This is a genomic window from Streptomyces sp. NPDC058685 (assembly GCF_042714725.1).
In the GTDB taxonomy this organism is placed as follows: Bacteria; Actinomycetota; Actinomycetes; order Streptomycetales; family Streptomycetaceae; genus Streptomyces.
In genome coordinates this window covers 1-24,305 of the sequence record NZ_JBHXSL010000057.1, presented here as the reverse complement: position 1 = coordinate 24,305, position 24,305 = coordinate 1, and the positions used below count along the sequence as shown (strand labels likewise).

General features: G+C 72.7%; 20 protein-coding genes. 11 read left to right on the top strand and 9 right to left on the bottom strand.

What is annotated here, in order from left to right; all coding sequences use genetic code 11:
* Window positions 1-543: 543 nt before the first annotated feature.
* The 4 genes from ACFWU3_RS31060 to lnt all read right to left on the bottom strand — a co-directional run bounded on the left by ACFWU3_RS31060 (window position 544) and on the right by lnt (window position 5,567).
* Window positions 544-2,484, bottom strand: coding sequence for a helix-turn-helix domain-containing protein (locus ACFWU3_RS31060; RefSeq protein ID WP_384444367.1), 1,941 nt, complete (start codon window positions 2,482-2,484; stop codon window positions 544-546).
* 80 nt (window positions 2,485-2,564) lie between these two features.
* On the bottom strand, window positions 2,565-3,368 hold the full coding sequence (locus tag ACFWU3_RS31055; protein WP_384444365.1) for a 3-hydroxybutyrate dehydrogenase: 804 nt from the start codon (window positions 3,366-3,368) through the stop codon (window positions 2,565-2,567).
* A 55-nt stretch (window positions 3,369-3,423) separates the two neighbouring features.
* Complete coding sequence (locus ACFWU3_RS31050; RefSeq protein WP_384444363.1) at window positions 3,424-3,906, bottom strand: NUDIX domain-containing protein; 483 nt, start codon at window positions 3,904-3,906, stop codon at window positions 3,424-3,426.
* 62 nt (window positions 3,907-3,968) lie between these two features.
* Window positions 3,969-5,567 carry an apolipoprotein N-acyltransferase gene (lnt, locus tag ACFWU3_RS31045; RefSeq protein WP_384444361.1) on the bottom strand — a complete coding sequence of 533 codons (1,599 nt, stop codon included), beginning with the start codon at window positions 5,565-5,567 and terminating at the stop codon, window positions 3,969-3,971.
* Between the two features lie 194 nt (window positions 5,568-5,761).
* Here lnt and ACFWU3_RS31040 point away from each other — a divergent pair, with 194 nt between their 5' ends.
* Complete coding sequence (locus tag ACFWU3_RS31040; protein WP_384444359.1) at window positions 5,762-6,832, top strand: O-antigen ligase family protein; 1,071 nt, start codon at window positions 5,762-5,764, stop codon at window positions 6,830-6,832.
* Window positions 6,833-6,910: 78 nt separating this feature from the next.
* Here the strand turns inward: ACFWU3_RS31040 and ACFWU3_RS31035 are convergent, their stop codons facing one another.
* Window positions 6,911-7,468, bottom strand: a complete 558-nt coding sequence (locus tag ACFWU3_RS31035; protein ID WP_384444357.1) for a hypothetical protein — start codon at window positions 7,466-7,468, stop codon at window positions 6,911-6,913.
* Window positions 7,469-7,578: 110 nt separating this feature from the next.
* Window positions 7,579-8,412 (bottom strand): glutamate racemase, encoded by an 834-nt coding sequence (locus tag ACFWU3_RS31030; protein WP_384444355.1) that lies wholly within the window; start codon window positions 8,410-8,412, stop codon window positions 7,579-7,581.
* Here ACFWU3_RS31030 and ACFWU3_RS31025 point away from each other — a divergent pair.
* Complete coding sequence (locus ACFWU3_RS31025; protein WP_384444353.1) at window positions 8,411-9,583, top strand: glycosyltransferase; 1,173 nt, start codon at window positions 8,411-8,413, stop codon at window positions 9,581-9,583. The genes ACFWU3_RS31030 and ACFWU3_RS31025 overlap by 2 nt on opposite strands.
* Window positions 9,584-9,605: 22 nt before the next feature.
* Here the strand turns inward: ACFWU3_RS31025 and ACFWU3_RS31020 are convergent, their stop codons facing one another.
* Window positions 9,606-10,895 (bottom strand): TerD family protein, encoded by a 1,290-nt coding sequence (locus ACFWU3_RS31020; RefSeq protein WP_384444351.1) that lies wholly within the window; start codon window positions 10,893-10,895, stop codon window positions 9,606-9,608.
* A gap of 253 nt (window positions 10,896-11,148) precedes the next feature.
* Here ACFWU3_RS31020 and ACFWU3_RS31015 point away from each other — a divergent pair, with 253 nt between their 5' ends.
* From ACFWU3_RS31015 to ACFWU3_RS31005, 3 genes are all read left to right on the top strand, one after another.
* The gene (locus ACFWU3_RS31015; protein ID WP_313947786.1) at window positions 11,149-11,592 is read left to right on the top strand and encodes a DUF6643 family protein; all 444 of its coding nucleotides are present in this window, start codon (window positions 11,149-11,151) and stop codon (window positions 11,590-11,592) included.
* A 295-nt stretch (window positions 11,593-11,887) separates the two neighbouring features.
* Entirely contained in the window at window positions 11,888-12,493 is a 606-nt protein-coding gene (locus tag ACFWU3_RS31010; RefSeq protein WP_384444349.1) for a hypothetical protein, read from the top strand.
* A gap of 129 nt (window positions 12,494-12,622) precedes the next feature.
* Entirely contained in the window at window positions 12,623-15,025 is a 2,403-nt protein-coding gene (locus ACFWU3_RS31005; RefSeq protein WP_384444347.1) for a right-handed parallel beta-helix repeat-containing protein, read from the top strand.
* On the opposite strand, the gene ACFWU3_RS31000 is transcribed toward ACFWU3_RS31005, so the two are convergent.
* Window positions 14,995-17,358 (bottom strand): hypothetical protein, encoded by a 2,364-nt coding sequence (locus ACFWU3_RS31000; protein ID WP_384444345.1) that lies wholly within the window; start codon window positions 17,356-17,358, stop codon window positions 14,995-14,997. The two genes, ACFWU3_RS31005 and ACFWU3_RS31000, sit on opposite strands and share 31 nt — an antisense overlap.
* Before the next feature lie 197 nt (window positions 17,359-17,555).
* Between ACFWU3_RS31000 and ACFWU3_RS30995 the strand changes: the two genes are divergently transcribed.
* From ACFWU3_RS30995 to ACFWU3_RS30980, 4 genes are all read left to right on the top strand, one after another.
* Window positions 17,556-18,416: a DeoR/GlpR family DNA-binding transcription regulator gene (locus ACFWU3_RS30995; protein WP_384444401.1), complete on the top strand. Its 861-nt coding sequence runs from the start codon at window positions 17,556-17,558 to the stop codon at window positions 18,414-18,416.
* Window positions 18,417-18,421: 5 nt separating this feature from the next.
* A complete protein-coding gene (locus tag ACFWU3_RS30990; RefSeq protein WP_384444343.1) occupies window positions 18,422-18,865 on the top strand; it encodes an SRPBCC family protein in 444 nt (147 codons plus the stop codon).
* Between the two features lie 441 nt (window positions 18,866-19,306).
* Entirely contained in the window at window positions 19,307-21,286 is a 1,980-nt protein-coding gene (locus ACFWU3_RS30985; RefSeq protein WP_384444341.1) for a hypothetical protein, read from the top strand.
* 83 nt (window positions 21,287-21,369) lie between these two features.
* Window positions 21,370-21,852, top strand: a complete 483-nt coding sequence (locus ACFWU3_RS30980) for an SRPBCC family protein (protein WP_384444339.1) — start codon at window positions 21,370-21,372, stop codon at window positions 21,850-21,852.
* 18 nt (window positions 21,853-21,870) lie between these two features.
* On the opposite strand, the gene ACFWU3_RS30975 is transcribed toward ACFWU3_RS30980, so the two are convergent.
* The gene (locus tag ACFWU3_RS30975) at window positions 21,871-23,004 is read right to left on the bottom strand and encodes a PLP-dependent cysteine synthase family protein (protein WP_384444337.1); all 1,134 of its coding nucleotides are present in this window, start codon (window positions 23,002-23,004) and stop codon (window positions 21,871-21,873) included.
* Window positions 23,005-23,203: 199 nt separating this feature from the next.
* Between ACFWU3_RS30975 and ACFWU3_RS30970 the strand changes: the two genes are divergently transcribed.
* The gene (locus ACFWU3_RS30970; protein WP_384444335.1) at window positions 23,204-23,527 is read left to right on the top strand and encodes a hypothetical protein; all 324 of its coding nucleotides are present in this window, start codon (window positions 23,204-23,206) and stop codon (window positions 23,525-23,527) included.
* 182 nt (window positions 23,528-23,709) lie between these two features.
* Window positions 23,710-24,225 (top strand): ATP-binding protein, encoded by a 516-nt coding sequence (locus tag ACFWU3_RS30965; protein ID WP_384444333.1) that lies wholly within the window; start codon window positions 23,710-23,712, stop codon window positions 24,223-24,225.
* The last annotated feature ends 80 nt before the right edge of the window (window positions 24,226-24,305 follow it).

The window sequence follows — 24,305 nt, the reverse complement described above, 5'->3', positions numbered from 1 at the left end:
ACGGGGAGCAGGCAGCAAGCCTCGGCACCCCGGCGGGGAAGCGTCCAGCGGGGCGCAGGCAACGGCGCCGGCTCCCGCCCGGCCGGCGCCACCGGCAGGCAGCGGCCTCGGAGTCCAGACGGTAGGCGCACCCAACAGTCAGCCGCTTCGAGCCCAGCCAGAGGAAGCGTCCAGCAGGGCACGGGCAAGCGGGCACCAGGCGACGGCTCGCAGGGAGCCACCGGGCAGGCAGCGGCCTCGGGCCCGAGGGTGACCATGCCTGACGGGGAGCGGCAGCAGCCTCGGCCCTCCGGCGGGGACACGCGGGCAGGCAACGGCGCCGGCTCCCGCCCGTCCGGCGCCTCCGGCAGGCAGCGGCCTGGGGCCCACGAGGTAGGCGCACACTCAGCGGGCAGCGGCCTCGGGCCCGGACCGGGGGGACGCCGCCGGCGGACAGCGGCGCGCCGAGTCCGACCCGCGGACGGGCGGCCCCTTCAGCCATCCCCCAGGCCCCGGTCCCGGGATGACCGGATGACCGGGATCACGGCATCCGCGCGGCAGCTCTCAGCGGGCCACTGCCTCCGACATCGCGTGCAGCCGCAGCGCCAGTTGGATCTCCAGCGCTCTGCCGGGCGACTGCCAGTCGGGACCGAGGAGCCTGCCGATGCGCTCCAGGCGCTGGGCCACCGTGTTCACATGGACATGCAGCTCGTCCTTCGTACGGGCCGGGCTCATCCCGCTCGCGAAGTACGCGTCCATGGTCCGCACCAGATCGGTACCGCGTCGGCGGTCGTAGGCGACGACCTCGCCCATCGTGCGACCGACGAAGCCGTCGATGTCACCGGGATCGGCGAGGAGCAGTCCGAGGAAGCCGAGATCCTGCGCCGCGGCACCCTGGCCGGCCCGGCCGAGCAGCCGCAGCGCGTCGAGGCAGCGCCGCGCCTGGTCGTACGCACCGGCGATCGGGCTCGGGTCGTCCGCCGGCACGGCGACCGAAGCGGACGCCCCGACGGTGACCGGCTCCCGCAGTGCGCCGCCCAGTTGCCGGGCGGCACGGCGGGCCAGCTCGGAGGCGTCGTCATCGAGGCCGAGCGGCAGCAACAGGACCGCTCCCCCGTCACGCGCCGCGGCCAGGCCCGAGCGGGTCGCCGCCAGATGCGAGGCGGCTGCCCACAGCCGCTGGCGGTCGGCGCTCTCGCGCTCCACCGAGGTGCCCGCACCGCGGCCCTCAGCGCTCCGGCCACTGGCGCCGCGGCCCGCGCTCTCGTGCTCGGGCACGCCGGAGTCCGGTCCTTCCATCCGCGCGGCCAGCACCACATGGGGAACGTCGAGATCCGCCCCGAGCCGGTCCGCACGCTCCCGCAGCAGTCGGGGGTCGCGGTCCGGGGCGTCGAGGAGGTCGTCGAGCAGTTCGCCCCGTACACGCTGTTCGGCCTCGTGGGCCGAGCGGCGGGCGAGCAGCAGGAGGGAGGTCACCATCGCACCGCGCTCCAGGGTGCGCCGGTCGACGGGATCGAGGTCGGCATGACCGCGCAGCACCAGGGCGCCGAGGTCCTCACCGCCGGCCGAGACGGCAGCCACCCACTCCTGGTCCCGTCGTATCGCGCGCCCGTCGCCGGGTGCGTCGGGGTGGCTGTCGGTGAACCGGACCGTGCCGTCGAGGACTTCGGAGAGGGCGGCGGCCACATCGTCGACGCCGCCGCCGCGCAGCACCACCTCGGTCAGCCGGTCATGCACCTCGGACGCGCGCTCGATGACGCCGCTGTGGTCCCGGATGATCTCGGTGGCCTTCTCCAGTTCGGCGAGAGCCGAGCGCGTCTCGGCGAGCAGGTTCGCCGTGTCGATGGCGACGGCCGCGTGGGCGGCGAAGGAGGCCAGCAGCGCGACCTGCTCCCGCTCGAAGACTCTCGCCCGGCGGTCGGCGGCGAACAGCACGCCGATCACCTGGCTGCCGAGCATCAGCGGCACACCGAGGATCGCGACGAGGCCCTCGTCCCGTACGGCCGTGTCGATGGAGGGCGTGTGCTCGAAGCGGGCGTCGTCGAAGTAGCTGTCGGTGACGTAGGGGCGGGCGGTCTGGGCGACGAGACCGCCGAGGCCCTCTCCCATACCGAGCCGCACCTGCTGGAAGCGGGCCGAGACCGACCCCTCGGTGACCCGCATATAGGTGTCTCCGGCCGACGGGTCGTTGAGACTGAGATAGGCCACTTCCGTGCCGAGCAGCGAGCGTGCCCGCTGCACGATCGCGCGGAGCACGGCGTCGAGGTCGCGCAGTCCGGCGAGGTCGTGCGCGGTTTCGAACAGCGCCGAGAGCTCGGCCTCGCGTCGGCGCCGGCCCTCCAGCTCGGCGCGCACCCGCAGCGCGAGCTGCTTGGCGTGTTCGAGGGCGGCGAGCGTCTCCGGTCCGGCGCCGCTCGCACGGGCGAGCAGCGCCGGCCGCTCGTACGCCTCCGCGGCGGCGCCGCGTGCGAGGAGCTCCAGGTAGTCGGCTTGATCGTGGGACATGGACACAGGATTACCTGCCGTACGGGAGGTGGCACCAGCCCTGTGGACGAGCGGGCCGTTGGGGACAACCGGGTCACCCGTCAGTGCGCGGTCCAGCCGCCGTCGAGGGCGATCGAGGTGCCGGTGATGAACGCGGCCTGCGGGGTGCAGAGATACACCACCGCCTCGGCCACTTCCTCGGGCTCCACGAGGCGCTTGACGGCGGAGTCCTTGAGCAGGACGTCGGCGAGCACCTGGTCCTCGGGCAGGGAGTGGGCCGCCGCCTGATCGGCGATCTGCCGCTCGACGAGCGGGGTGCGCACATAGCCGGGGTTCACACAGACCGATGTCACACCGTGGGGCGCGCCTTCCAGGGCCGCTGTTTTGGAGAGCCCTTCGAGGCCGTGTTTCGCGGCCACATACGCGGACTTGAAGGCCGAGGCCCGCAGCCCGTGCACGGAGGAGATGTTGACGATGCGCCCCCAGCCCTGTGCGTACATGTGCGGCAGTGCGCCCCGGATCAGCCGGAACGGCGCTTCCAGCATGACGGTGAGCACCGTGTGGAAGACGTCCGGCGGAAAGGCCTCGATGGGCCGGACCAGCTGGAGACCGGCGTTGTTGACCAGGATGTCGGCGCCGGCGGCCGCCGCCTCCGCCGCGTCGAGGTCGGTGAGATCCAGAACCTGGGGCTCCACGGATCCGCCCGCGCCCGTACCGAGGGCGGCGAGCGTGTCCAGCCCCTCGGCGTCGCGGTCGACGGCCCTCACCTTCGCCCCCGCGGCCGCCAGCCGCAGCGCGCAGGCGCGGCCGATGCCGCTCGCTGCCCCGGTGACGAGAGCGGTGCGGCCGCCGAGATCGAGGTCGACCACGGTAGGAGGAACGCCAGGTGTGGTGGGGGACGTCATGCTGCGAACCCTAGGCAGCGATCATTCCCGGACCGATGTGGTCACCACCCATACTTCACTGCTCATGCATAGGTTGGAACCATGCCGGTCCCTCGGCCAGGGCCTGCTTGATCCGGAAGTGCGCGAATTCCTTGAGCTCCGGCAGCGCGTCCACGGTGAACCAGCCGACCTCCAGCGACTCGTCGTCGTTGACACACGCCACGCCGCCCACCGCGCGGCAGCGGAAGGTGATGTCCATGAACTGGCAGCGGTCCCCGTTGGGATAGGTGACCGGCTCCGGCAGTGCCTGGACGAGCACGACCCGTTCGGCGACACAGCGCACCGCGGTCTCCTCGTACACCTCGCGCACGGCGGTCGCGGCCGGCTCCTCGCCGGGCTCGGGGATCCCGCCGATGACGGACCACCTGCCGTTGTCCGCACGCCGTCCCAGCAGGACCCGCCCCGCGTCGTCGAAGACGATCGCGCTGACGCCGGGCAGAAGGAGCAGCTGGTTCCCGGCGGTGGCCCGGATGTCGCGGATGAAGTCGGGGGTAGCCATGGCTTCGACCCTAACGGCCCGCCGGGCCCGGCCGGTCTATCGTGCGTCGCCCGTGCCCGGCGCTACCGGGTCGCCCGCTCACGCCGCCCCCGTACGCCCTGCACGGTCACCAGGCCGACGCCGCCTGCCGCGATCAGCAGCAGGACGATCTCGGGCCAGGTCCCGAGGCGTGTGGCCGGCGTGAGCGAGGACCGCAGCGGCACCTCGGCGACCAGCGCGTCCGGTGTGAACATCTCCGTCCGCTGCACGATCTTTCCGTCCGGCATGATGACCGCGCTGACGCCGCTGGTCACGGGGACGACGACGGAGCGGCCGTGCTCGACGGCCCGCACCCGGGACATGGCCAGCTGCTGATAGGTCATCTCGCTGCGGCCGAAGGTCGCGTTGTTGCTCGGCACGGAGATGAGCTGGGCGCCGTGTGTGACGGTGTCCCGTGCCGCGTCGTCGAACGCGGCCTCGAAGCAGGTGACGAGACCGACCTTCGTGCCCGCCAGATCGAAGACACCGACCTTGTCACCGGGGCCGAAGTCACGGCGGACCCGGTCGACGTCCGAGCTGAACAGCCGCACGACGGAGCGCATCGGGATGTACTCGCCGAAGGGCTGCACATGGCGCTTGTCGTAGGTGTTCACCGGGCCGCGGACGGGATCCCACTCGATGAGGGTGTTGCGGAGCTTTCCGGTGTCCGGGGTGACGACCGCGCCGACGACCGTCGGCACTCCGATGGCCTTCACGGCCTCGTCGATGACGAGACGGGCGTCGGCGTTGCGGTACGGGTCGAGGTCCGAGGAGTTCTCGGGCCACAGCACGAAGTCCGGCTTGGCCACCTTCCCCGCCTCGACCTCCGCGGCGAGCTCCTCGGTACGGCGCACGTGGTTGTCGAGCACCGCGCGCCGCTGGGAGTTGAAGTCGAGTCCGAGGCGGGGCACGTTGCCCTGGATCGCGGCCACGGTGGCGGTGCCGTCCTCGGCCGTGTCGTCGACGAGCGGCAGCGCCGCGAGCGCCGCCGTCACCGGGACGAGGACGGTGAGCAGTGCGGCGGCCAGGGGACCGCGCGGCAGCGCTCCGGTACGCCGGAAGTCGATCACCCGCCTGACCGTCTCGTACAGCCCGAGGCCGCACAGCGCCACCGCGAAGCCGAGCAGCGGTGTACCGCCCACCGCGGCGAGCGGCAGGAAGACGCTGTCCGCCTGGCCGAACGCGATCTTGCCCCAGGGGAAGCCCCCGAACGGAACTCTGGCGCGAGCCGCCTCACCGGCGATCCACACCGCCGCGCCCCACACGGGCCAGGCCGGAAGCCGGCTGACCGCGGCCATGCCCATACAGGCGACCGCGACGAAGACCGCCTCGATCGCCGCCAGCGCGATCCACGGCAGGGGGCCCACCTCCTCGCCGGTCCAGCTGAGCAGCGGCAGCAGGAAGCCGAGACCGGTCAGGTAGCCGAGACCGAACGCGGGCCGCAGCCGGCGCCCGCGCAGGGTCCAGCCGAGCAGGGCGAAGGCGGGAAGCACCAGCCACCACAGCGGCCTGGGCGGGAAGCTCAGGAAGAGCAGCACTCCGGCCAGAGCCGCGGCCCCGGGCCGGACGAACCGGCGCAGCAGCGGCCGGAGCCCGGAGGGGGCGGACGGTGGAGTGTCGAGGGCGGTGACGGTGGCGCTCACCTGGCGGAGTCTACGGCGGCGGGCCGCGCGGGCGGCAGTCCGGTCCGGCCCCCGCCCGCCCCACCGGAAGCAACGTTCCTGCGCAAGGCATCCACAAAACCGTGTCTCTGCCGTTACCGTGTGCGCCAGCCTTGCCGCCGGACGCGGTTCGGCCGCTGCGGCAGGGGCTGCCACGGGTCCGGGGGGTCGGCGGAATGCATGCACCGTACGACCGGTCGACGGCGCGGGAACGCGGCGGTGCGACCGATGTCGCCGGTGTCGTCGTCCTCGGCGGATGCGCGGCGTGGTCACTGATCAGCGCGACCGGTCGCGAGGCCAGACCGGAGGGTGTGCTGCTGGCGGTGTTCGCGGTCGCCGCCGGATACGCCTTCGGCCGGATCTGCGGCACGCTGCTGCCGGTCGCCGCCGCTTCGGCCGTCTCCCTGGCGGCCCTCGGTCTGGCGATGGCCTCACCGGAGGGCGTACCCGGCGCCGGCGCGGGCGATCCCCTTCAGCCCGGGCACACCGGAGCGGCCGCCGCCCTGCTGGTCCTTGCCGCGGGCGCCGCCTCCTGCGGGGCCTGCGCCGCCCGGCCCCCGGTACTGCGGCTGGCTCTCCGGGGACTGGCGCTGGCGGTCGCGTGCACCGCGCTGTGGCTCGGATCGGTGGCCGGATTCGCTGCCGCGACCGGTGTGCTGCTCTGCTCGCTCGCTGCCGCGCGCATGCACCGCCGGACAGCACCTCTCGGCGCGCTTGCCCTGGTGACGGGTCTGCTGGTCGCCACCTCCTGGGGCGTCGCCGAGGACGCCCTGCCGGACGGGCTCACGGTCTCCCTGGAGGGGCAGCTGACGCAGAACCGGGTCGCGCTCTGGCACGACGCGGTCGAACTCGCCGAGGACGAGCCCCTGCGCGGCGTCGGACCGGACCGCTTCGGCCTGCTCAGTCCCACGGCACAGCAGGTGGCGGGCTCGGACGGCAAACCGCACTCGGCCTCGCTGCAACAGGCCGCCGAGCAGGGTGTGGTGGGCGTCGTGCTGCTGGGCGCCGCCTTCGGCTGGATGCTGTACGGGCTGTGGCGTTCACCGCGTTCCACGCCGGTGGTCCTGAGCGCGGGTGCGGCGCTCACGGCCCTCGCGGCGCTGGCGAGCCTGGGCAACGCACTGAGTTTCGCGCCGGTGACCGTCGGTGCGGGGCTGCTGGCGGGGCTGGCGACCGCGCGGGTGGCCGGGGGTGATGCGGCGGAGACGGACGACGACGCGGCCCCGGCGGCTGTGCGCGCACGCTGACGGACACGCACGGAAGTCGGGGACACGTCGGGAACTCGTGGGCGAGACCCGTACCTCGGCCGAGTGACAGGCCGCGCGTCAGGCCTTGGCCGCCGTGCCCGTCCCCCGGCGCAGCCCGTCGCGGATGGCCAGGACGGCGGCCTCCGCGTCGTCGACCGTCACCGTGAACACTCTGCCGTCGCCCAGAGTGACGACGATGCCCTCACCGCGCCGCACGACGACCGCGGTGCCTTTCTCCGGGCGCCAGCGGTAGCCCCAGCCGCCCCACTGCCGCGGGGTGACCTTGGCGGCGACTTCCGCGCCCACGACATGCGACAGCGGAATCCGCCGACGCGGCAGGCCCATGTGCCCGCAGCGCACCTCGACGGCGTCGCTGTCCACCTTCACCGCCACATGGACGAAGGCGAGGGTGCCGTACAGGATCAGCAGACCGGCGGCGACGCAGCCGATCACCGACATCAGCAGAGGGGCGATGCCGGAGGTCCACTGGGAGGCAACCGCCAGCTCCACACCCAGCGCGACAAAGGCTGCACCCGCCGCGGCGAGCAGCCACTGCATACGGTTCGTCGCTCGGCCGGTCCACACGGAGGGGACGGGCTCCTCGGACGCACAAGAATCTCGGGCGAGGTCCTTCATGGAAGGAGGGTACCCAGCAACTGCCGCCGCAGCATGGGGTCCGTCATGAGGATCACGTCGACATGCTGCGCCGGCGGACGGGGCTCACCTTCGGCGCACGGATCTCACGTTCAGTGCGCGGAGCTCACTGTCCGCAGCATCCGGCCCTCCGCATAGTTCGCCGCCTGGGCCGGCAGGACCTCGTCGCGACCGCTGAGCAGCACCGTCAGCGCGCTGCTCGGGGTGGCGTCGGGGGCCGGGAGCTCGCCGAGACGCCGGAGCGCCTGCGCGGCGACCGCGTCGGCCGAGCCGTGCAGGGTCACGGACTGTCCCACGGCGGCGCGGATGCGCGTGGCGACCAGCTCGTAGTGCGTGCAGCCGAGCACGACGGCCCGGACATCGCGCGGGGTGAGAGCGGCTGCCGCTGCCACGGCCCGGTCGATGGCCTCCTCGTCGGCGTGCTGCACCGCGTCGGCGAGCCCGGGGCACGGGACCTCCGTGACCGCGACGGAGTCGGCGAAGTCACGGATGAGCGCGCGCTGGTAAGGGCTGCCGGTGGTGGCCGGCGTGGCCCAGATCGCGACCGGTCCCCCGCCCGCGGACGCGGGCTTGATCGCCGGGACGGTGCCGATGACGGGGATCGCCGGCTCCAGCTCGGCGCGCAGGGCGGGCAGCGCGTGCACGGATGCGGTGTTGCAGGCGATGATCAGGGCGTCCGGGGCATGGGCGACGGCCGCACGGGCGACCGCGAGCGCCCGTTGGGTCACATCGTCCGGTGTGCGCGGCCCCCATGGCATGCCGTCGGGGTCCGAGGAGAGGACGAGATCCGCGTCCGGCCTCAGCCGGCGCACCGCGGCGGCCGCCGGGAGGAGGCCGATTCCGGAGTCCATGAGCGCGATCTTCACCCGGTCACCATAGTCGACCGCCCTTGCGGGGCCGGTCCGGTGGGGCAGACTGCGGCGCATGAGCGCCGTTGCCTGGATCGCCCTCGGATCGCTGGCCGCCTGGGGATGGCTCCTGCTGGGCCAGGGCTTCTTCTGGCGTACGGACCAGCGGTTGCCCCGCCGTGAGGCCCTCGTCGTGTGGCCGGATGTCGCCGTCGTCGTACCCGCGCGCGACGAGGCGGGGTCCCTTCCGGCGAGCCTGCCCTCCCTGCTGGCCCAGGACTACCCGGGACGGGCGGAGATCGTTCTGATCGACGACGGAAGCGCGGACGGCACCGGAGAGGTGGCGCTCGCGCTGGCCGAGCGTCACGGCGGGCTGCCGCTGCGCGTCGTGACCCCCGGCGAACCGGAGCCCGGCTGGACGGGGAAGCTGTGGGCCCTGCGGCACGGCATCGCCCTGGCGAAGGAGCGCGAGCCGGAGTTTCTGCTGCTCACCGACGCCGACATCGCCCACGCGCCGGACAGTCTGCGGGAGTTGGTGGCCGCGGCCCGCACGGGCGGACTCGATCTCGTCTCCCAGATGGCACGTCTGCGGATCGCGACCGGCTGGGAACGCCTCGTGGTCCCCGCCTTCGTCTACTTCTTCTCCCAGCTCTATCCCTTCCGGTGGGTCAACCGGCCCGGTGCGCGCACCGCGGCGGCGGCGGGCGGCTGTGTGCTCCTGCGCACCGAGGCCGCCGAACGCGCGGGGGTACCGGGCACGATCCGGCATGCGGTGATCGACGACGTGTCCCTGGCACGGGCGGTGCAGCGGTCCGGCGGGCGCATCTGGCTGGGGCTGGCCGAGAAGGTGGAGAGTGTGCGGCCCTATCCGCGGCTGGCGGATCTGTGGCGCATGGTGTCGCGCAGCGCGTACGCCCAACTCCTGCACAGTCCCCTGCTGCTGGCCGGCACGGTCGTCGGGCTCACGCTCATCTACCTCGTGCCGCCCGTCGCGCTGTGCGCCGGGATCCTCGGGCACGACCCCGCGGCCGGCTGGGCCGGGGGTCTGGCCTGGGCGGTGATGGCGGCGACGTATCTGCCGATGCTGCGCTACTACCGGCAGACACCGCTGCTCGCCGCGGTGCTGCCCTTCACCGCGCTGCTCTATCTGCTGATGACGGTCGATTCGGCGGTGCAGCACTACCGTGGCCGGGGTGCGGCGTGGAAGGGGCGCACCTACGCGCGCCCCCGTGCCACACCGGAGTCCTGACCGCCGAACCGGCCGTCGCCCGTCACTTCCGGCCGGGCGTCCAGTTCATGCCCCACCCGTAGGTGTAGTCGACGGTGCGCTGCGGGCTGACGCCGCGCTCCGGGACCAGGAAGCGGGCCTCGCGCTGGACGACGAGGTCCGAGCCGGTGTTGGTGATCAGCGCGAGGGAGCAGACGGTGGAGGGAACGGTGCACTCGCCGAGGGAGAAGTCGATGGGCGCTCCGTGCTGCGGCTGGAGCGTGACCGTCGCGTCGAGGTCGGCGAAGCTGCGGGCGCCTTCGTAGATGGTCACGAAGATGACGACGCGGCGCAGCTGGTCCTTGTGGTCCAGGTTGATGGTGAGGTTCTCGCCGGACGTGCCGCCGGTGCGGTCGTCGCCGTCGAGGTGGATGAACGGAGGCTGGTGCAGCGCGCCGAAGGCGTTGCCGAGAGCCTGTACGACTCCCTTGCGCCCGTCGGTGAGTTCGTAGAGCGCGCAGAGGTCGAGGTCGAGGTCCCCGTGCATGGCGACGGCACGGCCGAGCTTGGCTCCCCATCCCTTGAACTGCTTGCGCACCTGCCAGCTGAGGTTGACGCGCATGGCACCCGATGTGCCGCCCTGCTTGGTGAGCGAGACGGACGGGGTCTCCTTCGTCAGCGTGACCTTGGTCAGCCGTACGGGAGCCGAGGGCTGCGGGGCGGCCGGCGGCGTGGGCGGCGCCGGAGGTGCGACGGGCGCCGGCGCGACGGGAGCGGGAGGAGGCGTGACGGGGGCGGGGGCCGGCGGGACCGGCGCCGCCTGCGGCTCGTCGACCGAGATGCCGAAGTCCGTGGCCAGACCCGCGAGTCCGGTGCTGTAGCCCTGACCGACCGCGCGGAACTTCCACGCCCCTTGACGCCGGTAGAACTCACCGAGCACGAAGGCCGTCTCGACGGACGCGTCCTGGCTGTCGTAGCGCGCGATCTCCGCGCCGCTGGACGCGTCCACCACCCGGATGTAGAGCCCGGGGACCTGGCCGAAGCTGCCGCCGTCCGCGGAGGCCGCCAGCACGATCTTCTCGATCGCCCCCTCCACCTGCCCCAGGTCCACCCACATCAGGTCCGTCACACCGCCGGACCCGTTCTGCTTCCCTTCGTGGCGTACCGCCCCCGAGGCGTGCGAGGCCTGGTTGTAGAAGACGAAGTCCGCGTCGGAACGGACCTTGCCCGAGCCGGTGGCAAGAAGCAGCGCCGAGGCGTCGACATCCGGTACGCCAGGACTTGAACGCCAACCCAATTCGACGCGCACCTGCTGCGCCGCCACCGGAGTATTGGCTCCTTTAAGCATGGACATGCTCGCCCCCATCGCGAGTCGGAGTGTCCGGAAAAGTTCACTGGGCGCCAACCTAATCCTCACAGGGCCTCCAGCGCCCGTGCCGACCCGTGGGTAACCCGCTCTCAGCTTGCCCTTTACAAGGCCGATGCTCTGCCGCGCGACCGATTTTCCCGGGTTCGCTCGCATTGGGGATCCGTGGCCACTCGCATCTCCCGAAACAACCCTCTTATCGGACTCCCCAACCAGCACATCGTGGGCTTAACTTATGGCCATGACCTCCCCCCGCTCCACCTACGGCGGCGGTTACTACTCCGCTCCGTCGTTCCCCGACACCCCCATCTACGACTCCCTCGTCGCAGAGCGGGGCACGCCTCAGATCGCCCCGATCCGAGTGCCCTCCGCGTACGACGGTCCGAGCAGCTACTTGCCGGCCCTCCCCTCGGCGCTGCCCGCCCTCCCGGCGGCTCCGTCCCCCTCTCCGTCCTACGGTTATCCGCAGCAGATGCAGCAGCCGATGCCTCTGCAGCAGGCGACCGCGTACATCCCCCAGCAGCCGTCCGTGCCGCGCGGCTACCCGGGACCGCAGCAGCCCCAGCAGCAGCGTCCGGTGCCGAGCGGGTACGAGGCGATGCGGCCGGCCGCGGCCAGGCCCGTGCAGGCCCAGCCGGTCTACAACGACCCGTACAACCGTCCGTACCAGGGCGGCGGGTACTGATCGCGCCGTAGTCCTCACGTCCACCCCGGTCACATCGGTGGCGGGGTCCACACCCGGCGAGGCGGCCATCGTGCCGCAGGGGCTCGCCGGGGACCGTCGGTGGACGCACCACCCTGTCCGGTCCTCGGCTCTTCTGTACTGAAGAGCCGTTCTGCGGGAACCCTGTGCCGTGGCACGCGCGTTGAGCACTCGACGGGAGCGCCGCGGCGAAGGGTGATGTTCCTCTCTCTTCACGTATCCCGTGCGTATGCCGTGCCGTTGACGGCTATCACGGACGCGGAAGGGGGTGCGGGTCATGCGATCAGCCACGGGAGTCTGGCGTTGGCGGCGCAATCCCCTGCGCCGGGCGACCGACCTCGCCGAGGCATGGGTGGCGTTGATCGCCACACTGCTGCTCGTCACCGCGGCTCCGGTGGTCGGCTGGATCGCCGGGTCCCTCGCCGACGAGTCGTTGAGACAGTCGGCGCGTACGCAGCTCCAGAACCGCCACCAGGTCATCGCGACGGTGCTCCGTGACGCCCCGCCGGCCAGGGCCTCGGCCTACGATCCCGAGTCCGCCGCCCGCGACAAGGGCCGGTCGGTCGTCGCCCGCTGGACCGCGGCGGACGGAAGCAAGCACACCGGCCGGATATCCACGGTGCTCCCCGACCCGAGGCCGGGCGACGCGCTCACCATCTGGACCGACGACCGGGGTCAGCCGGCCGGCCGGCCCCTGGACGCGGAGACGGCCCAGGTGCACGCCGTACTGGCGGGCGTCGTCGGAGCGTTCGCCTGCGCGGGAGTGATCGAATCCGCCAGACGACTGATCACCTGGCGGCTCCTGCGACGCCGATACGCCCGGCTCGACCGGGCCTGGGCCGTCGTCGGTCCCGACTGGGGCCGCGCGGGAGCGGGCAGCTGACCTCCCGACTCGTCAACTCCGGCCCGTCCCGCGCGCTACGGTGGTGCGACCCCCTCGCGGGGTCCGGGGGGCGCCCCCCTTATCAGGGCGCGGCGGAGCAATGTCACGAGGTGGGGGCAGAGCAGCACCATGGCACAGGGCACGGTCCAGGTGACGCACACCGGCACATCACGGTGGCGGCGCCGCACGGGTGAGTACGCCTCTCTCGCCGCGGCCCTGGAGGCCGCGGCGGACGGCGACATCCTCACCGTGGCCCCGGGGACGTACCGCGAGAATCTCGTGCTCCAGCGGGCGGTCACCCTGCGCGGTGCCGAGGGCGCGGTCGGCTCGGTGCGCATCGCGCCCGCCGACGGAGTGCCACTGACCGTGCGCGCCTCGGCCACGGTCCAGGATCTTCATGTCGAGGGGCAGGACTCGGCGGCGCCCGCGCTGCTGGTGGAGGACGGCACACCCGAGCTGATCGATCTGCGGATCGTCACACGCTCGGCCGTGGGCCTGGAGGTGCGCGGCGCGGCCCGTCCGACGGTCCGCCGGTGCACGGTGGACAATCCCGCCGGTATCGGCATCGCCGTACTGGAGGGCGCGGGCGGGGTGTTCGAGGAGTGCGAGGTGGTGGCGGCCGGACAGTCGGGCGTCTCCGTCCGTGGCGGCGCGCATCCGCGACTGGAGCGCTGCCGCATCCATCACGCGTCGGGCGCGGGGCTGAGCGTCACCGGCGAGGGCACCGGCCTGGAGGCCATCGGCTGCGAGATCTACGAGATCAAGGGCAGCGGTGTGCAGGTCGCTTCGCGTGCCACGGCCCATCTCACGGACTCCAGCGTGCACCGCACCTCGGCCGACGGCATCACGCTCGACACCGACGCCGTGCTCACGCTCTCCGACTGCGACATCCACGACATCCCGGAGAACGCGGTCGATCTGCGGTCCCGTTCGGTGCTGACCCTGACCCGTTCCACCGTGCGCCGCTTCGGGCGCAACGGACTGTCGGTCTGGGACCCGGGCACCCGGGTGGACGCCAACCAGTGCGAGATACACGACAGTACGGGCGACTATCCGGCCGTGTGGGTCAGCGACGGGGCCACGGCCGTCCTCGAATCGTGCCGTGTCCACGACGTGCCGGACGCTCTGTTCGTCCTGGACCGCGGTTCGCGGGTGGACGTCGTCGACAGCGATCTCACACAGGTGCGGAACACCGCGGTGTCGGTGAGCGACGGGGCGAGCGCGCAGCTCGACGACTGCCGGATCCGCGAGGTGTCGACCGGGGCGTGGTTCCGCGACCACGGCAGCGGGGGCACGCTCAGCGGCTGCACCATCGACGCCGCGCAGACCGGGGTGATCGTCACCAAGGGCGCCGACCCGCTGATCGAGCGGTGCACGGTCACCTCGCCCGCCGAGGCCGGGTTCTATGTCTCGGCGGAGGGCCGGGGCACCTTCCGCGGCTGCCGGGTGACGGGCAGCGGAGGGTACGGCTTCCATGTGATGGACGGCTGCCGCACGACACTGAACCGCTGCCGCACCGAGCGGTGTGCGCGCGGAGGCTACGAGTTCGCGGAGCCGGACGGCCCGGTGGTCGAGGACTGCACGAGCGACGAGAGCGCGGTTCGGCCGCAGACGGAGCAGACTCCGGCCGTGGTGACGGCGACCCAGACGGCCGGTCTGCTCGGGGCGGTCCCCGCGCAGCCCGCCCAGCCGACGGAGTCCGCGCCGCCGGCCGAGCCGGTGCGCACCTCGGGGGCCGTGCTCGGGGAACTGGACGGGCTGGTCGGCCTGGACAGCGTCAAGCGCGAGGTCCGCACGCTCACGAACATGATCGAGGTGGGCAGGCGCCGCCAGGAGGCGGGGCTGAAGGCCGCCTCGGTGCGCCGGCATCTGGTGTTCACCGGCTCCCCCGGCACCGGCAAGACGACGGTGGCGCGGCTGTACGGCGAGATCCTGGCCTCGCTGGGTGTGCTGGAGCGCGGTCATCTCGTCGAGGTGTCCCGGGTGGACCTGGTGGGTGAGCACATCGGCTCCACGGCGATCCGTACGCAGGAGGCGTTCGACCGGGCGCGCGGCGGGGTGCTGTTCATCGACGAGGCGTACGCCCTGTCCCCCGAGGACTCGGGTCGCGACTTCGGCAAGGAGGCCATCGACACCCTGGTGAAGCTGATGGAGGACCACCGGGAGGCGGTCGTGGTCATCGTCGCCGGATACACCGCGGAGATGGAACGCTTCCTGTCGGTCAACCCCGGTGTGGCGTCCCGTTTCTCACGGACCATCACCTTCCAGGACTACGAGGCCGACGAGCTGCTGCGGATCGTGGAGCAGCAGGCCGAGGACCACGAGTACCGGCTCGCGGAGGGCACGGACGACGCGCTGCTGAAGTACTTCACGGCGCTGCCCAAGGGGCCCGCGTTCGGCAACGGCCGCACCGCGCGGCAGACGTTCGAGTCGATGGTGGAGCGGCACGCGGGCCGGGTCGCCGAGCTCACCGAGATGAACACCGACGACCTGACCCTGCTCTACCCGGACGACCTGCCCGAACTGCCCTGAGCCTGGCGGGGGACGGCCGCCGCGATCCTGTCGAGCAGTTCCTGCCGCTCGATGCGGAAGGCCGGGTCCGCCTGGTAGTCGGAGTGGCCCAGAATCGGTTCGGGCAACGGGTGTTGGCGTGAACGGCCGTATATCAGCGGGTCCCTGAGGGCCGCCCGGTCGACATCGGGGTGGTCGCCCTCGGCCGGCACGCGGACGGGGCCGCCGATCGGGTCGGTGACCCGCCAGAGATTGCGCCAGCAGTCCAGTTCGCCGCGCAGCTCGCGCAGCGCCGCGGGTCCGAAGTAGGCGGGGAACCAGCGGCCGTAGAGCCGCTCCAGCGGGGATCCGTACGTCAGCAGGGCGACCCGGCGGCGGGTCTCCGGCGGCAGCTGCCAGACGGCCGAGGCCGCCAGCACGCTGCCCTGGGAGTGGCCGGAGATGACGAGCCGGCCGCCGGTCCGTTCGGTCCAGGTGCACATGCGCCAGGTGAGGTCGGGCACGGCGCGCTCCGCGTAGCACGGTGGCGCGAAGGGGTGTGCGGCGCGCGGCCAGAAGGTGCCGACGTCCCACAGGATGCCGATGGTGCGCCGGGCGGAGGCGTCGCGATAGGCCCGGCGCCCCCAGGTCACGAACAGTATGAAACCGAAGCCGATCAGCCAGGAGCCCAGGGACTGCGCGGTGTCCGCGACGGATTCGACGAACCCGCCGCTGCCGGCGAACGCCTCGCCCGGCACGGCTCCCCCGGCCCAGGCCCCGGCGACCGCGCCGGCGCCGAGCAGCAGTGTGGCGCCGGAGACGATGCCGACGAGCCAGGGGGCGTCGTCGGTCAGGCCCGCCCGGGCCCGGGTGCCGGCGATCCGCCGCGTCCGTACGGCGTCGGGGCGGTCCGCGTCGTACTCCTCCTCGACGCCCTCGGCGAGACGGCGGCCCCTCAGCCAGGTACGGACGCCGAGGACGGCCGCCGGGACGAGCAGGAGCACCAGCAGCACCGGGATGACGGACGCCTGCCAGCTGAGCAGGACGGGCGGTCCGGGGATGCTGCCCTCGCCGTCCATGCCGGGGGTGCCCGGGCCGTCCAGCCAGTCGGCGACCCGCTGGGCGACGCCTCCGGTCATCACCCCGCCGAGTGCGCAGGCGAGCATCGCGACGGCGGGGCCGCCGAGACCGTGCAGGACGGTACGGGCGTCGCGCGCGTGCCGGTGGAGCGCCCGGGCCGCGACGGCGAGGGCGACGACAAGTGCGCCCTGGGCGACGGTGATGACCCCGAAGGTGACATCACCGGGGAGGGTGCCGCTCGACGTCCACCCGGGCCGGGACCAGCAGGCGTACAGCAGGGAGAGGGCGAACAGGGCGAGTGCCGCACCGGGGAGCACGCTGACGGTGACGCGGTCCAGCCGGGCGTCCATCCGGCGCTCGCTGCGGCCCCGGCGGAACACGACCCGCAGCACGGCCAGGAGCCCGACGGCGAGCGCGGCCTCGATCAGCCATCCGCAGACCGCGAGCGGGGTGCTGCCGGCTCCCCGGTCGTGCCGGGCGGCGGCTCCGGCGACGGCGGCGGAGACGGTGAGGAAACCGGCCGCGGTGTGCGCGGCACGCAGCCGGGCGACGAGCCGTCGGCCGTACCAGAAGCCGGGCCGGCCGAGCGCGGGACGCAGGGCCGGGCCTCTTGTGTGTCCCTCGTCGTCCTTCGGCCCCGCCTCGCCCTCCGCCACGTCCTGGCCGCTCGGCGGCCGCTGCGACTCGTACGCGCTCCAGGTGCGGTTGGACAGATACCAGAGCAGGCCCACCAGCGCGGCCGGGAGCAGGGACGCGAGCGCGAGCCGGCGACCGGGCTGCGACCACCAGCCGCCCTGGGCGCTCGAGATGAATCCGAGCCACGACCGGTCGGATGCGCATGCGGCCGAGCCCGCGCACTGCCAGGCCACGAGGTCGAGCGCCACCTCGCAGGCGGCGGCGGTGAGCAGCACCGTGAGGCTGAGGGCGAGGAGGCGCACCAGGACGCCGTAGGTCCGGGTCGTCCGCCTGCGGCCCCTGGCGCGCGGCCGCATCCAGTGCGCGAGGTTGACGACCATGAACGGCAGCAGAAGGAGCCACAGGGCCCGGGCGCTGTTGCCCGAGGTGAGGTTGGACCAGCAGTACGCCTCGGGGATGGGCCGGTCGACGTACAGCTCGGGCCGGTGTTCCGCCTCCTCGTCCTCGGTGCGGCGGAAGACGGCGGCCTTCTCGTCACCGGAGACCCTGACCGTGCGGGGGTCGCCGAGCATGTCCTGCGGGGTCGCACCGCCGACGCCGTGGACCAGCAGTTCGAGCGCGGGCCCTCCGTGCTGCGGTACCGGAGTGGCAGGGGACACTTCTGTGACTCGCTCTCTCGGTGGGAGGATCGATCCGTGCGCGACCGCGCAGTGTTCATGCCCCAGAATCCCGGATCTCAGCAGTTCACCGCACCGCTCTCACCGAATCTCCGCGAGCCCGGGGAGTGCGGGCCGTGCGAGGATGAGAAACCTTGACCTCGGACGCTCACGACGACGTGGAAGGACCGGCCCCGGCAGTGACGGACAACCAGAACCTGCTCGCGGAGCAGCGGCGTGCTCTGATCCTCGACGAGGTACGCAGGCGCGGCGGGGTACGGGTCAACGAACTCACCCGCAAGCTCAACGTCTCCGACATGACCGTGCGCCGGGACCTGGACGCGCTGGCCCGCCAGGGCGTCGTGGAGAAGGTCCACGGCGGTGCGGTGCCGGTGGTCGAGGCGAGCACCCACGAGCCGGGGTTCGAGGCCAAGTCCGCGCTGGAGCTGAGCGCCAAGGAGGACATCGCGCGGGCGGCGGCGCGGATGGCGGTGCCCGGCAGCGCGATCGCCCTGTCCGGAGGGACCACCACGTACGCGCTCGCGCATCATCTGCTGGACGTGCCGGATCTGACGGTGGTCACCAACTCGGTGCGGGTGGCGGACGTGTTCCACGCCGCGCAGCGCGCGGGGGCGACCGCCGGTCCGCGGCCGGGCGGCGCGACGGTGGTCCTGACCGGTGGTGTGCGTACGCCGTCGGACTCGCTGGTGGGTCCCGTCGCCGATCAGGCGATCCGCTCGCTCCATTTCGATGTGCTGTTCCTCGGGGTGCACGGGATCTCGGTGGAGGCGGGTCTGTCCACGCCGAACCTGGCGGAGGCGGAGACGAACCGCCGCTTCGTCCAGGCGGCGCGGCGGGTGGTGGTGGTCGCCGACCACACCAAGTGGGGGACGGTGGGCCTGAGTTCGTTCGCCGCGCTGGCGGAGATCGACACGCTGGTCACGGACGCCGGGCTGTCCGCGGAGGCGCGCGAGGAGATCGCGGAGCATCTGCCGGGTCTGGTCGTGGCGGGCGGTCCGGAGAGTTCCGGGCAGGACGGACAGGACGGACAGGACGGCTGACCCCGATGACGGCGTTCCGGCTGACGCGGGCGGTGATGCTGACCGCGGACGAGGCGTGGAACCGGGTCACGGACTGGCGCTCCCATGCGGCGCAGGTGCCGCTCACCCGGCTGTCCTCGGTCTCCGGGGTGCCGACCGGGGAGGGCACGCTGTTCGTCGTGCGCTCAGGGGTGGGCCGGGCCGGCTTCGACGACCCGATGGAGGTCGTGCGCTGGGTCCCGCCGGGTGCGGGTGGTACGGGCCGCTGCCGGCTGGAGAAGCGGGGCCGGGTGATCACCGGTTGGGCGGAGATCGAGGTGGAGCCGCAGGGCGCGGGGGCGCTGGTGGTGTGGACCGAGGAGCTGCGGATCCGGCTGCTGCCGCGGGTCCTGGATCCGCTGGTCGTCCGCGTGGGGCGGGTGGTTTTCGGCCGGGCGCTGGACGGGCTGTTGCGGGGACGCGGGCGCTGAGCAACTGGTCTGCTCCGGGCGGGCGGTTGCGAGGTCACCGAGCCACTGGCGTGCCGAGGAACGGCCGCTGAGCGATTGCGTGCGCCGGGCGGGCGATTGCGTGGTCGCCGAGCCACTGCCGTACCCGGGAACGCGCGGCGTGGCGGGCAGTTGTGGGTCGCCGCGCCGAGCCACTGCCGTACCCGGGAACGCGCGGCGTGGCGGGCAGTTGTGGGTCGCCGCGCCGAGCGACTGCCGGCCGGCACCGGGCCGGCATCTCCGACACACCGAGCCCAGGCGCCTCGCCACCCGGCCCGGGCATCCCGAACACACCCACTCCGGGAGTCCCGAACGGGCCCGTGCGGGCCCTCGCGACACGCCGCCGGTGTGTGACCGTCGCACGATTTTGTCGTTTGACGTGGCGAGTGAGAGCGCACCGCACATCCGGAAGGCCCAGCACCGATGCCGACACGCCAACAGCCGCCCGCAGGCGCCGTAGCTGCCGGGCTTCCCGGGATCGACGAGGTGGAAGCAACCCTCGTCGAGCACTATTCCCGGCTCGTCCGTCTCGCCTATCTGACACTGCCCGCGTCGCTGGGCCGCCACCGGCGGGTTCTCGCCGCGCACTCGACGGTCCAGCGGGCACTGCCCCGCGCCCACCGCTCGCAGCGTACGCCGCGGCTCCCCGCTCAGCGCGGCACGGAGGCGTCCACCTATCTCTGGGTGCGTACCCGGGTGCTGCGGGCCGCCCTGCGCCACGAGCGGCGGCCGCGCTGGTGGCCCGCCCGCGCCGCGGCTTCCACGGTGCGGTGGCCCGGACTGCCCCTCGTGGTGGGTCTGCGGCTGTTCCCGAGCGCCGGCGGGGCCGAGGAACTCGCCCTGGACCAGGCGCTGTCCGCGCTGGCCGCACCCGCGCGTGCGGCGTTCGCGCTGACCGTGCTGGAGGGCCTGTCCGAGCAGGAGGTCCTGGCACTGCTGAAGGAGGCGGGGGCGGCCGATCCGGAGGAGGCGCTGTGGTCCGCCGCACGGCTGCGGCGTGCCGGCAACGGCCGTACCGAATCGCTCCTGCGCAGCGCGGAGTTCGATCCCTGCGCCGTCCAGACGCGCCCCACGGATCTGCTCCGCCGCAGGCAGCGTGCCCGTTCGATCGCCGCCGGCGCGGCGTTCGTCGTGATCGCCGCCGCGGTGGTGGCGGTGTCCGACGAGGCGAACCGCGACACCGGCCCGGTGACGGCCATGGACGCCGGGGAGGTGGCCCTGGCCCGGGCGCTGGACCCGGAGTTGCTCGAACTCGCCCCGCGCGACGAGTGGGCGGACACCTCTCGGATCGACTTCTCGGTCTGGCCGGCCCGCGGGGACCGGGTGAACGACACGGCGCTACTGGAACGGGCGTTGCGCGCGTGGGCCCGGCCGCACGCGGAGCTGAAGGTCTCGGCCACCGCGGATACGGCCAAGGTCCCTCCGGCGAAACCACCCCGGCTGCTGTTCGCGGGCGAGTGGGACGGAGCGGCCGTGGTGCTGCTCCACGAGGGCGAGCGGGTCGTGCGCTATGCCGAGCCGGTGTCCGGCGACGGCCCCGCGGCCCTCGACTTCGCCCGTACCGACAACGCCGACGTGACGACCGCCGCGGCCCTGGTCGTCAGCCGTACCGCGTCCGGTGCCCGGTATCTGCTGGCACCGTGGATCGCGGAGAGCACCACGCGCGATCTGCTGGCGCCCGACAGCCCGGCCCGGGATCTCGGCGTCTCCGCCGACGGAGTCACCGCGGTGGTGCCGAGCCCGGCGCCCGGCGGCTCGTGTTCCTCATGGCCCGCACTGCAACTGCGGTCGTCGGAGCGGATCGTGGAGAAACACGCGTTCCTGGTGACCGACCTCGGGGATCTCGCTCCGGTCCATCTCACCTACACCCCGCCGCCGTCGTCCGGCGCTCCGGCGCGGCAGCCGCGCGAGGCGACCGGTGGTCCCGCGCTGGCCGGCTGGGCGCGTGGCGCCTGTCTGCTCGCCACGCTGCGCGGGTCCGGCGTACGGGCCGTCAACAACTGGACGTACGCCGAGCAGGAGTTGCCCGACAAGGGCGGACGGGCAGCCTGGGTGTGCACCCGCGCCGACACCTGGCGCGGACGCGGCCGGGTGCTGGTGCAGTTCCAGCCGCCGGCCGGGTCGGTGACCGCGCCGGGGACCGTGGTGGCCGAGGCGAAGGACTCGGCAGCCTGCAGCAGGTTCGGGCAGCATGTGCTGGCCGGCACGCACTGGCGGTCGCCGTCGGGCAGATGGTTCCTGCTGGCGGCCGGCAGCCGGGCGGTCACGCGGATCTCCGCGTCCGGAGCAGTGACGGCCGGAGCCGCGGGTCCGACGATGGCCGTGCCCGCGCCCCGGGGCGCCCAGGTGACGCTGTCGGGCCGGACGCGGAGCGGGGAGGGTCTCCCCGCGCTCGGAGGCTGACGCCGACCGCTCGGCGGGGGCGGACAATTGACAGGATGTCAGTTACGGTGTGGGCCCCGCTCCCTGCACCGGAGGTACGGTCCATGCCCCGCCGACTCCACCCCGTGGAACTCGACTTCGCCGATTCCGCCCCCGTACGCCTGGTCTTCACCGGTGACGTCTCCGCTTCCCCGGAGGCGGTCTACCGGGCGCTCGCCGAGGACGTGACGGGCTGGCCGGCCTGGTTCGACGCGGTGTCCTCGGCGGTCCCCACCCGCGACGGCGCGGGCCGGGACGTCCGGCTCAAGGGCGGCGTCTTCTTCGGTGAGACGGTCATGGCGACCGATCCCCATGAGCGCTACGCGTACCGGGTGGACACGACCAACGCACCCGGCCTGCGCGCCCTGTTGGAGGAATGGGTGATCACTCCGACGGCACAGGGCAGCCGCGTGCGGTGGACCTTCGCCGTGGACGGCCCGGCTCCGGTGCGCGCCCTGCTGCGGCTGAGCCGAGCGGGCCTCGACACGTCCTTCCGGCGTGCGATACGCCGGCTGGACCGCAGGCTCGCCCGGTCCGCCACGCCCTGACCGGCCGCCCGGGCCGCGTCAGTCGGGCCAGACGCCCGTCGACAGGAAGCGCTCCAGGGTCGCGGTGTAGGGAGCGATGTCCAGACCCTGTCCGGCCAGCCACGCGTCGGAGTAGTACTTGTCCAGATAACGGTCGCCCGGGTCGCAGAGCAGGGTGACGACACTCCCCCGCCGTCCGTCCGCCACCATCTCCGCGATGATCCTCAGCGCGCTCCACAGACCGGTGCCGGTGGAGCCGCCCGCCTTGCGCCCGATGGCCGCGTCCAGTGCCCGTACGGCCGCGACGCTGGCGGCGTCGGGCACCTTCATCATCCGGTCGATGGCTCCGGGGACGAAGCTCGGCTCCATGCGCGGCCGGCCGATGCCTTCGATACGGGAGCCGCAGTCGGTGCTGGCCTGCGGGTCGCTGTTGGTCCACCCCTCGAAGAAGCAGGAGTTCTCCGGGTCGGGCACACAGATGCGGGTGTCGTACTGCATGTAGTGCACATAGCGGGCCACGGTCGCGGAGGTGCCGCCCGTGCCGGCCGTGGCGACGATCCACGTGGGGCAGGGGTACCGCTCCAGCCGCAGTTGCTGGTAGATCGACTCGGCGATGTTGTTGTTGCCGCGCCAGTCGGTGGCCCGCTCGGCGTAGGTGAACTGGTCCATGTAGTGGCCGCCGGTCCGCTCGGCGAGTGCCGCCGACTCCTCGTACATCCTGCGGGAGTCGTCCACGAAGTGGCATCGGCCGCCGTGGAACTCGATCAGCCGGATCTTCTCGGTGCTGGTGGTGCGCGGCATCACCGCGACGAAGGGAACGCCGATCAGCTTGGCGAAGTACGCCTCGGAGACGGCCGTGGAGCCGCTGGACGCCTCGATGACGGGCTTGCCAGGCCGGATCCAGCCATTGCAGAGGCCGTAGAGGAAGAGGGAACGGGCCAGCCGGTGCTTGAGGCTGCCGGTGGGGTGGGTGGACTCGTCCTTGAGGTAGAGGTCGATGCCCCACTCCTCGGGCAACGGGAATCTGAGCAGGTGCGTGTCCGCCGAACGGTTGGCGTCCGCCTGGACCTTGCGGACCGCCTCCTTCAGCCAGGCCCGGTACTGCGGGTCGCTTCGGTCGACGTCGGCGGTCGCCGTCGCCCCGTCCGTCACACGCTTCTCGTCCGTGCTCATGAGCGTCGCCCCTCGCCTTGGCCAGTACTGCATCCCTCCTGCCACAGTAAGCCCCTCACCTGCACAAACGTTGACTTTGGGCATCCATAGGAGTCGCTTGTGGGCCGGGACGTGCGCTACCTGCGGACACGTACTGGTGCACGCGGCCGGAGTTGTGCAGACTGCCAGGAGATGACCTGACGAAGGGGGCGGTGGGCCGATGGCGATGGCGGAGCCCGAGTTCCGGGCCACGGGCGTACGGATCGAACGATGGCCGCGCTCACTCACCAGGGCCGGACAGGTATTGATCAAGGACGGCAAGGTGGCCTTGCTGACGAGTTACGGCCGAGTGATCGACAGCGCTCCCGTCCGCGCGGTCAGCGCGGGGCGGCCCTGGTTCGCCGACGAGGCGAGCACGGCGGTCACGGTGAACGGCAAGCGGTACCGGCTGACCATGGGTCAGCGCAATCACCGGCCCGAAGCCCGGGCACTGGCCGGGCGTTTCCTGGACGCGGTGCGCGGCGCGGGCGGCCGCAGGGACTGAGATTCCCCACCCGGGTGCTGCCAGGTTGCGGGACCGTCGTCATTGGTTCACGCTGGTCTCACATCACTCAGGGTGCACCGGCGGTAACGCTGTGATCCAGCCCGCCGGACAAATCAGCAGCCAGCCAACTGCTGGATCCGATCCTCCGTTCTCTTCCGGACCTCATTCGGGGAGTCGCAGCCGTGATCAGCCAGCCAAGCAGGCACTGCACGGTGGAGCTCCAAGCCCTGCCGTCGCGGATCGGACAGGTCCGCAGAATCATTTCGGCGCAACTGCGCTACTGGCATCTCGATCCTCTGATCGACCAGGCAGCGCTCGGCGTCACTGAACTGCTGACCAACGTCCACCGGCATGCCGAGCCGGACAAGATGTGCACCGTGGACATCGAGCTGCTGCTCGACCGCCTCACGGTGTCCGTACAGGACAACGACCCGCGACTGCCGACCGTGCGGGACAGCGATGCGCTCGACACGTCGGGGCGCGGTCTCGGACTGATAGCCGCCGTGAGCGACTGCTGGGGTGTGCATCCCCGGGGCGACCTGGGCAAGGCCGTCTGGTTCACGCTCTCGGCGCCGTCGGCGGCCGTTGCGCTGCCCGTGCACCCGATCGTGCACGGGGCCACCACGGAGGGGCCGTTCGCCGCGGCTCCGCCGGCCGTGTCCGAGCACACCGCGGTGCCGTCGACGGTGTCCAGCTGACCGGCCCCTGCCGGTGTCGCGGCAGCCCCGGTCCCCGGCGGGCCTGTGAGCCCGCCGGGGACCGGCGGCCGCGGCACCGG

Bases quoted from the DNA above. Each gene is read 5' to 3' on its own strand.
- ACFWU3_RS31060 (WP_384444367.1), bottom strand. From the start codon at position 2,484: ATGTCCCACGATCAAGCCGACTACCTGGAGCTCCTCGCACGCGGCGCC.
- ACFWU3_RS31055 (WP_384444365.1), bottom strand. From the start codon at position 3,368: ATGACGTCCCCCACCACACCTGGCGTTCCTCCTACCGTGGTCGACCTC.
- ACFWU3_RS31050 (WP_384444363.1), bottom strand. From the start codon at position 3,906: ATGGCTACCCCCGACTTCATCCGCGACATCCGGGCCACCGCCGGGAAC.
- ACFWU3_RS31040 (WP_384444359.1), top strand. From the start codon at position 5,762: ATGCATGCACCGTACGACCGGTCGACGGCGCGGGAACGCGGCGGTGCG.
- ACFWU3_RS31035 (WP_384444357.1), bottom strand. From the start codon at position 7,468: ATGAAGGACCTCGCCCGAGATTCTTGTGCGTCCGAGGAGCCCGTCCCC.
- ACFWU3_RS31025 (WP_384444353.1), top strand. From the start codon at position 8,411: ATGAGCGCCGTTGCCTGGATCGCCCTCGGATCGCTGGCCGCCTGGGGA.
- ACFWU3_RS31030 (WP_384444355.1), bottom strand. From the start codon at position 8,412: ATGCGCCGCAGTCTGCCCCACCGGACCGGCCCCGCAAGGGCGGTCGAC.
- ACFWU3_RS31020 (WP_384444351.1), bottom strand. From the start codon at position 10,895: ATGTCCATGCTTAAAGGAGCCAATACTCCGGTGGCGGCGCAGCAGGTG.
- ACFWU3_RS31015 (WP_313947786.1), top strand. From the start codon at position 11,149: ATGACCTCCCCCCGCTCCACCTACGGCGGCGGTTACTACTCCGCTCCG.
- ACFWU3_RS31010 (WP_384444349.1), top strand. From the start codon at position 11,888: ATGCGATCAGCCACGGGAGTCTGGCGTTGGCGGCGCAATCCCCTGCGC.
- ACFWU3_RS31005 (WP_384444347.1), top strand. From the start codon at position 12,623: ATGGCACAGGGCACGGTCCAGGTGACGCACACCGGCACATCACGGTGG.
- ACFWU3_RS30990 (WP_384444343.1), top strand. From the start codon at position 18,422: ATGACGGCGTTCCGGCTGACGCGGGCGGTGATGCTGACCGCGGACGAG.
- ACFWU3_RS30985 (WP_384444341.1), top strand. From the start codon at position 19,307: ATGCCGACACGCCAACAGCCGCCCGCAGGCGCCGTAGCTGCCGGGCTT.
- ACFWU3_RS30980 (WP_384444339.1), top strand. From the start codon at position 21,370: ATGCCCCGCCGACTCCACCCCGTGGAACTCGACTTCGCCGATTCCGCC.
- ACFWU3_RS30975 (WP_384444337.1), bottom strand. From the start codon at position 23,004: ATGAGCACGGACGAGAAGCGTGTGACGGACGGGGCGACGGCGACCGCC.
- ACFWU3_RS30970 (WP_384444335.1), top strand. From the start codon at position 23,204: ATGGCGATGGCGGAGCCCGAGTTCCGGGCCACGGGCGTACGGATCGAA.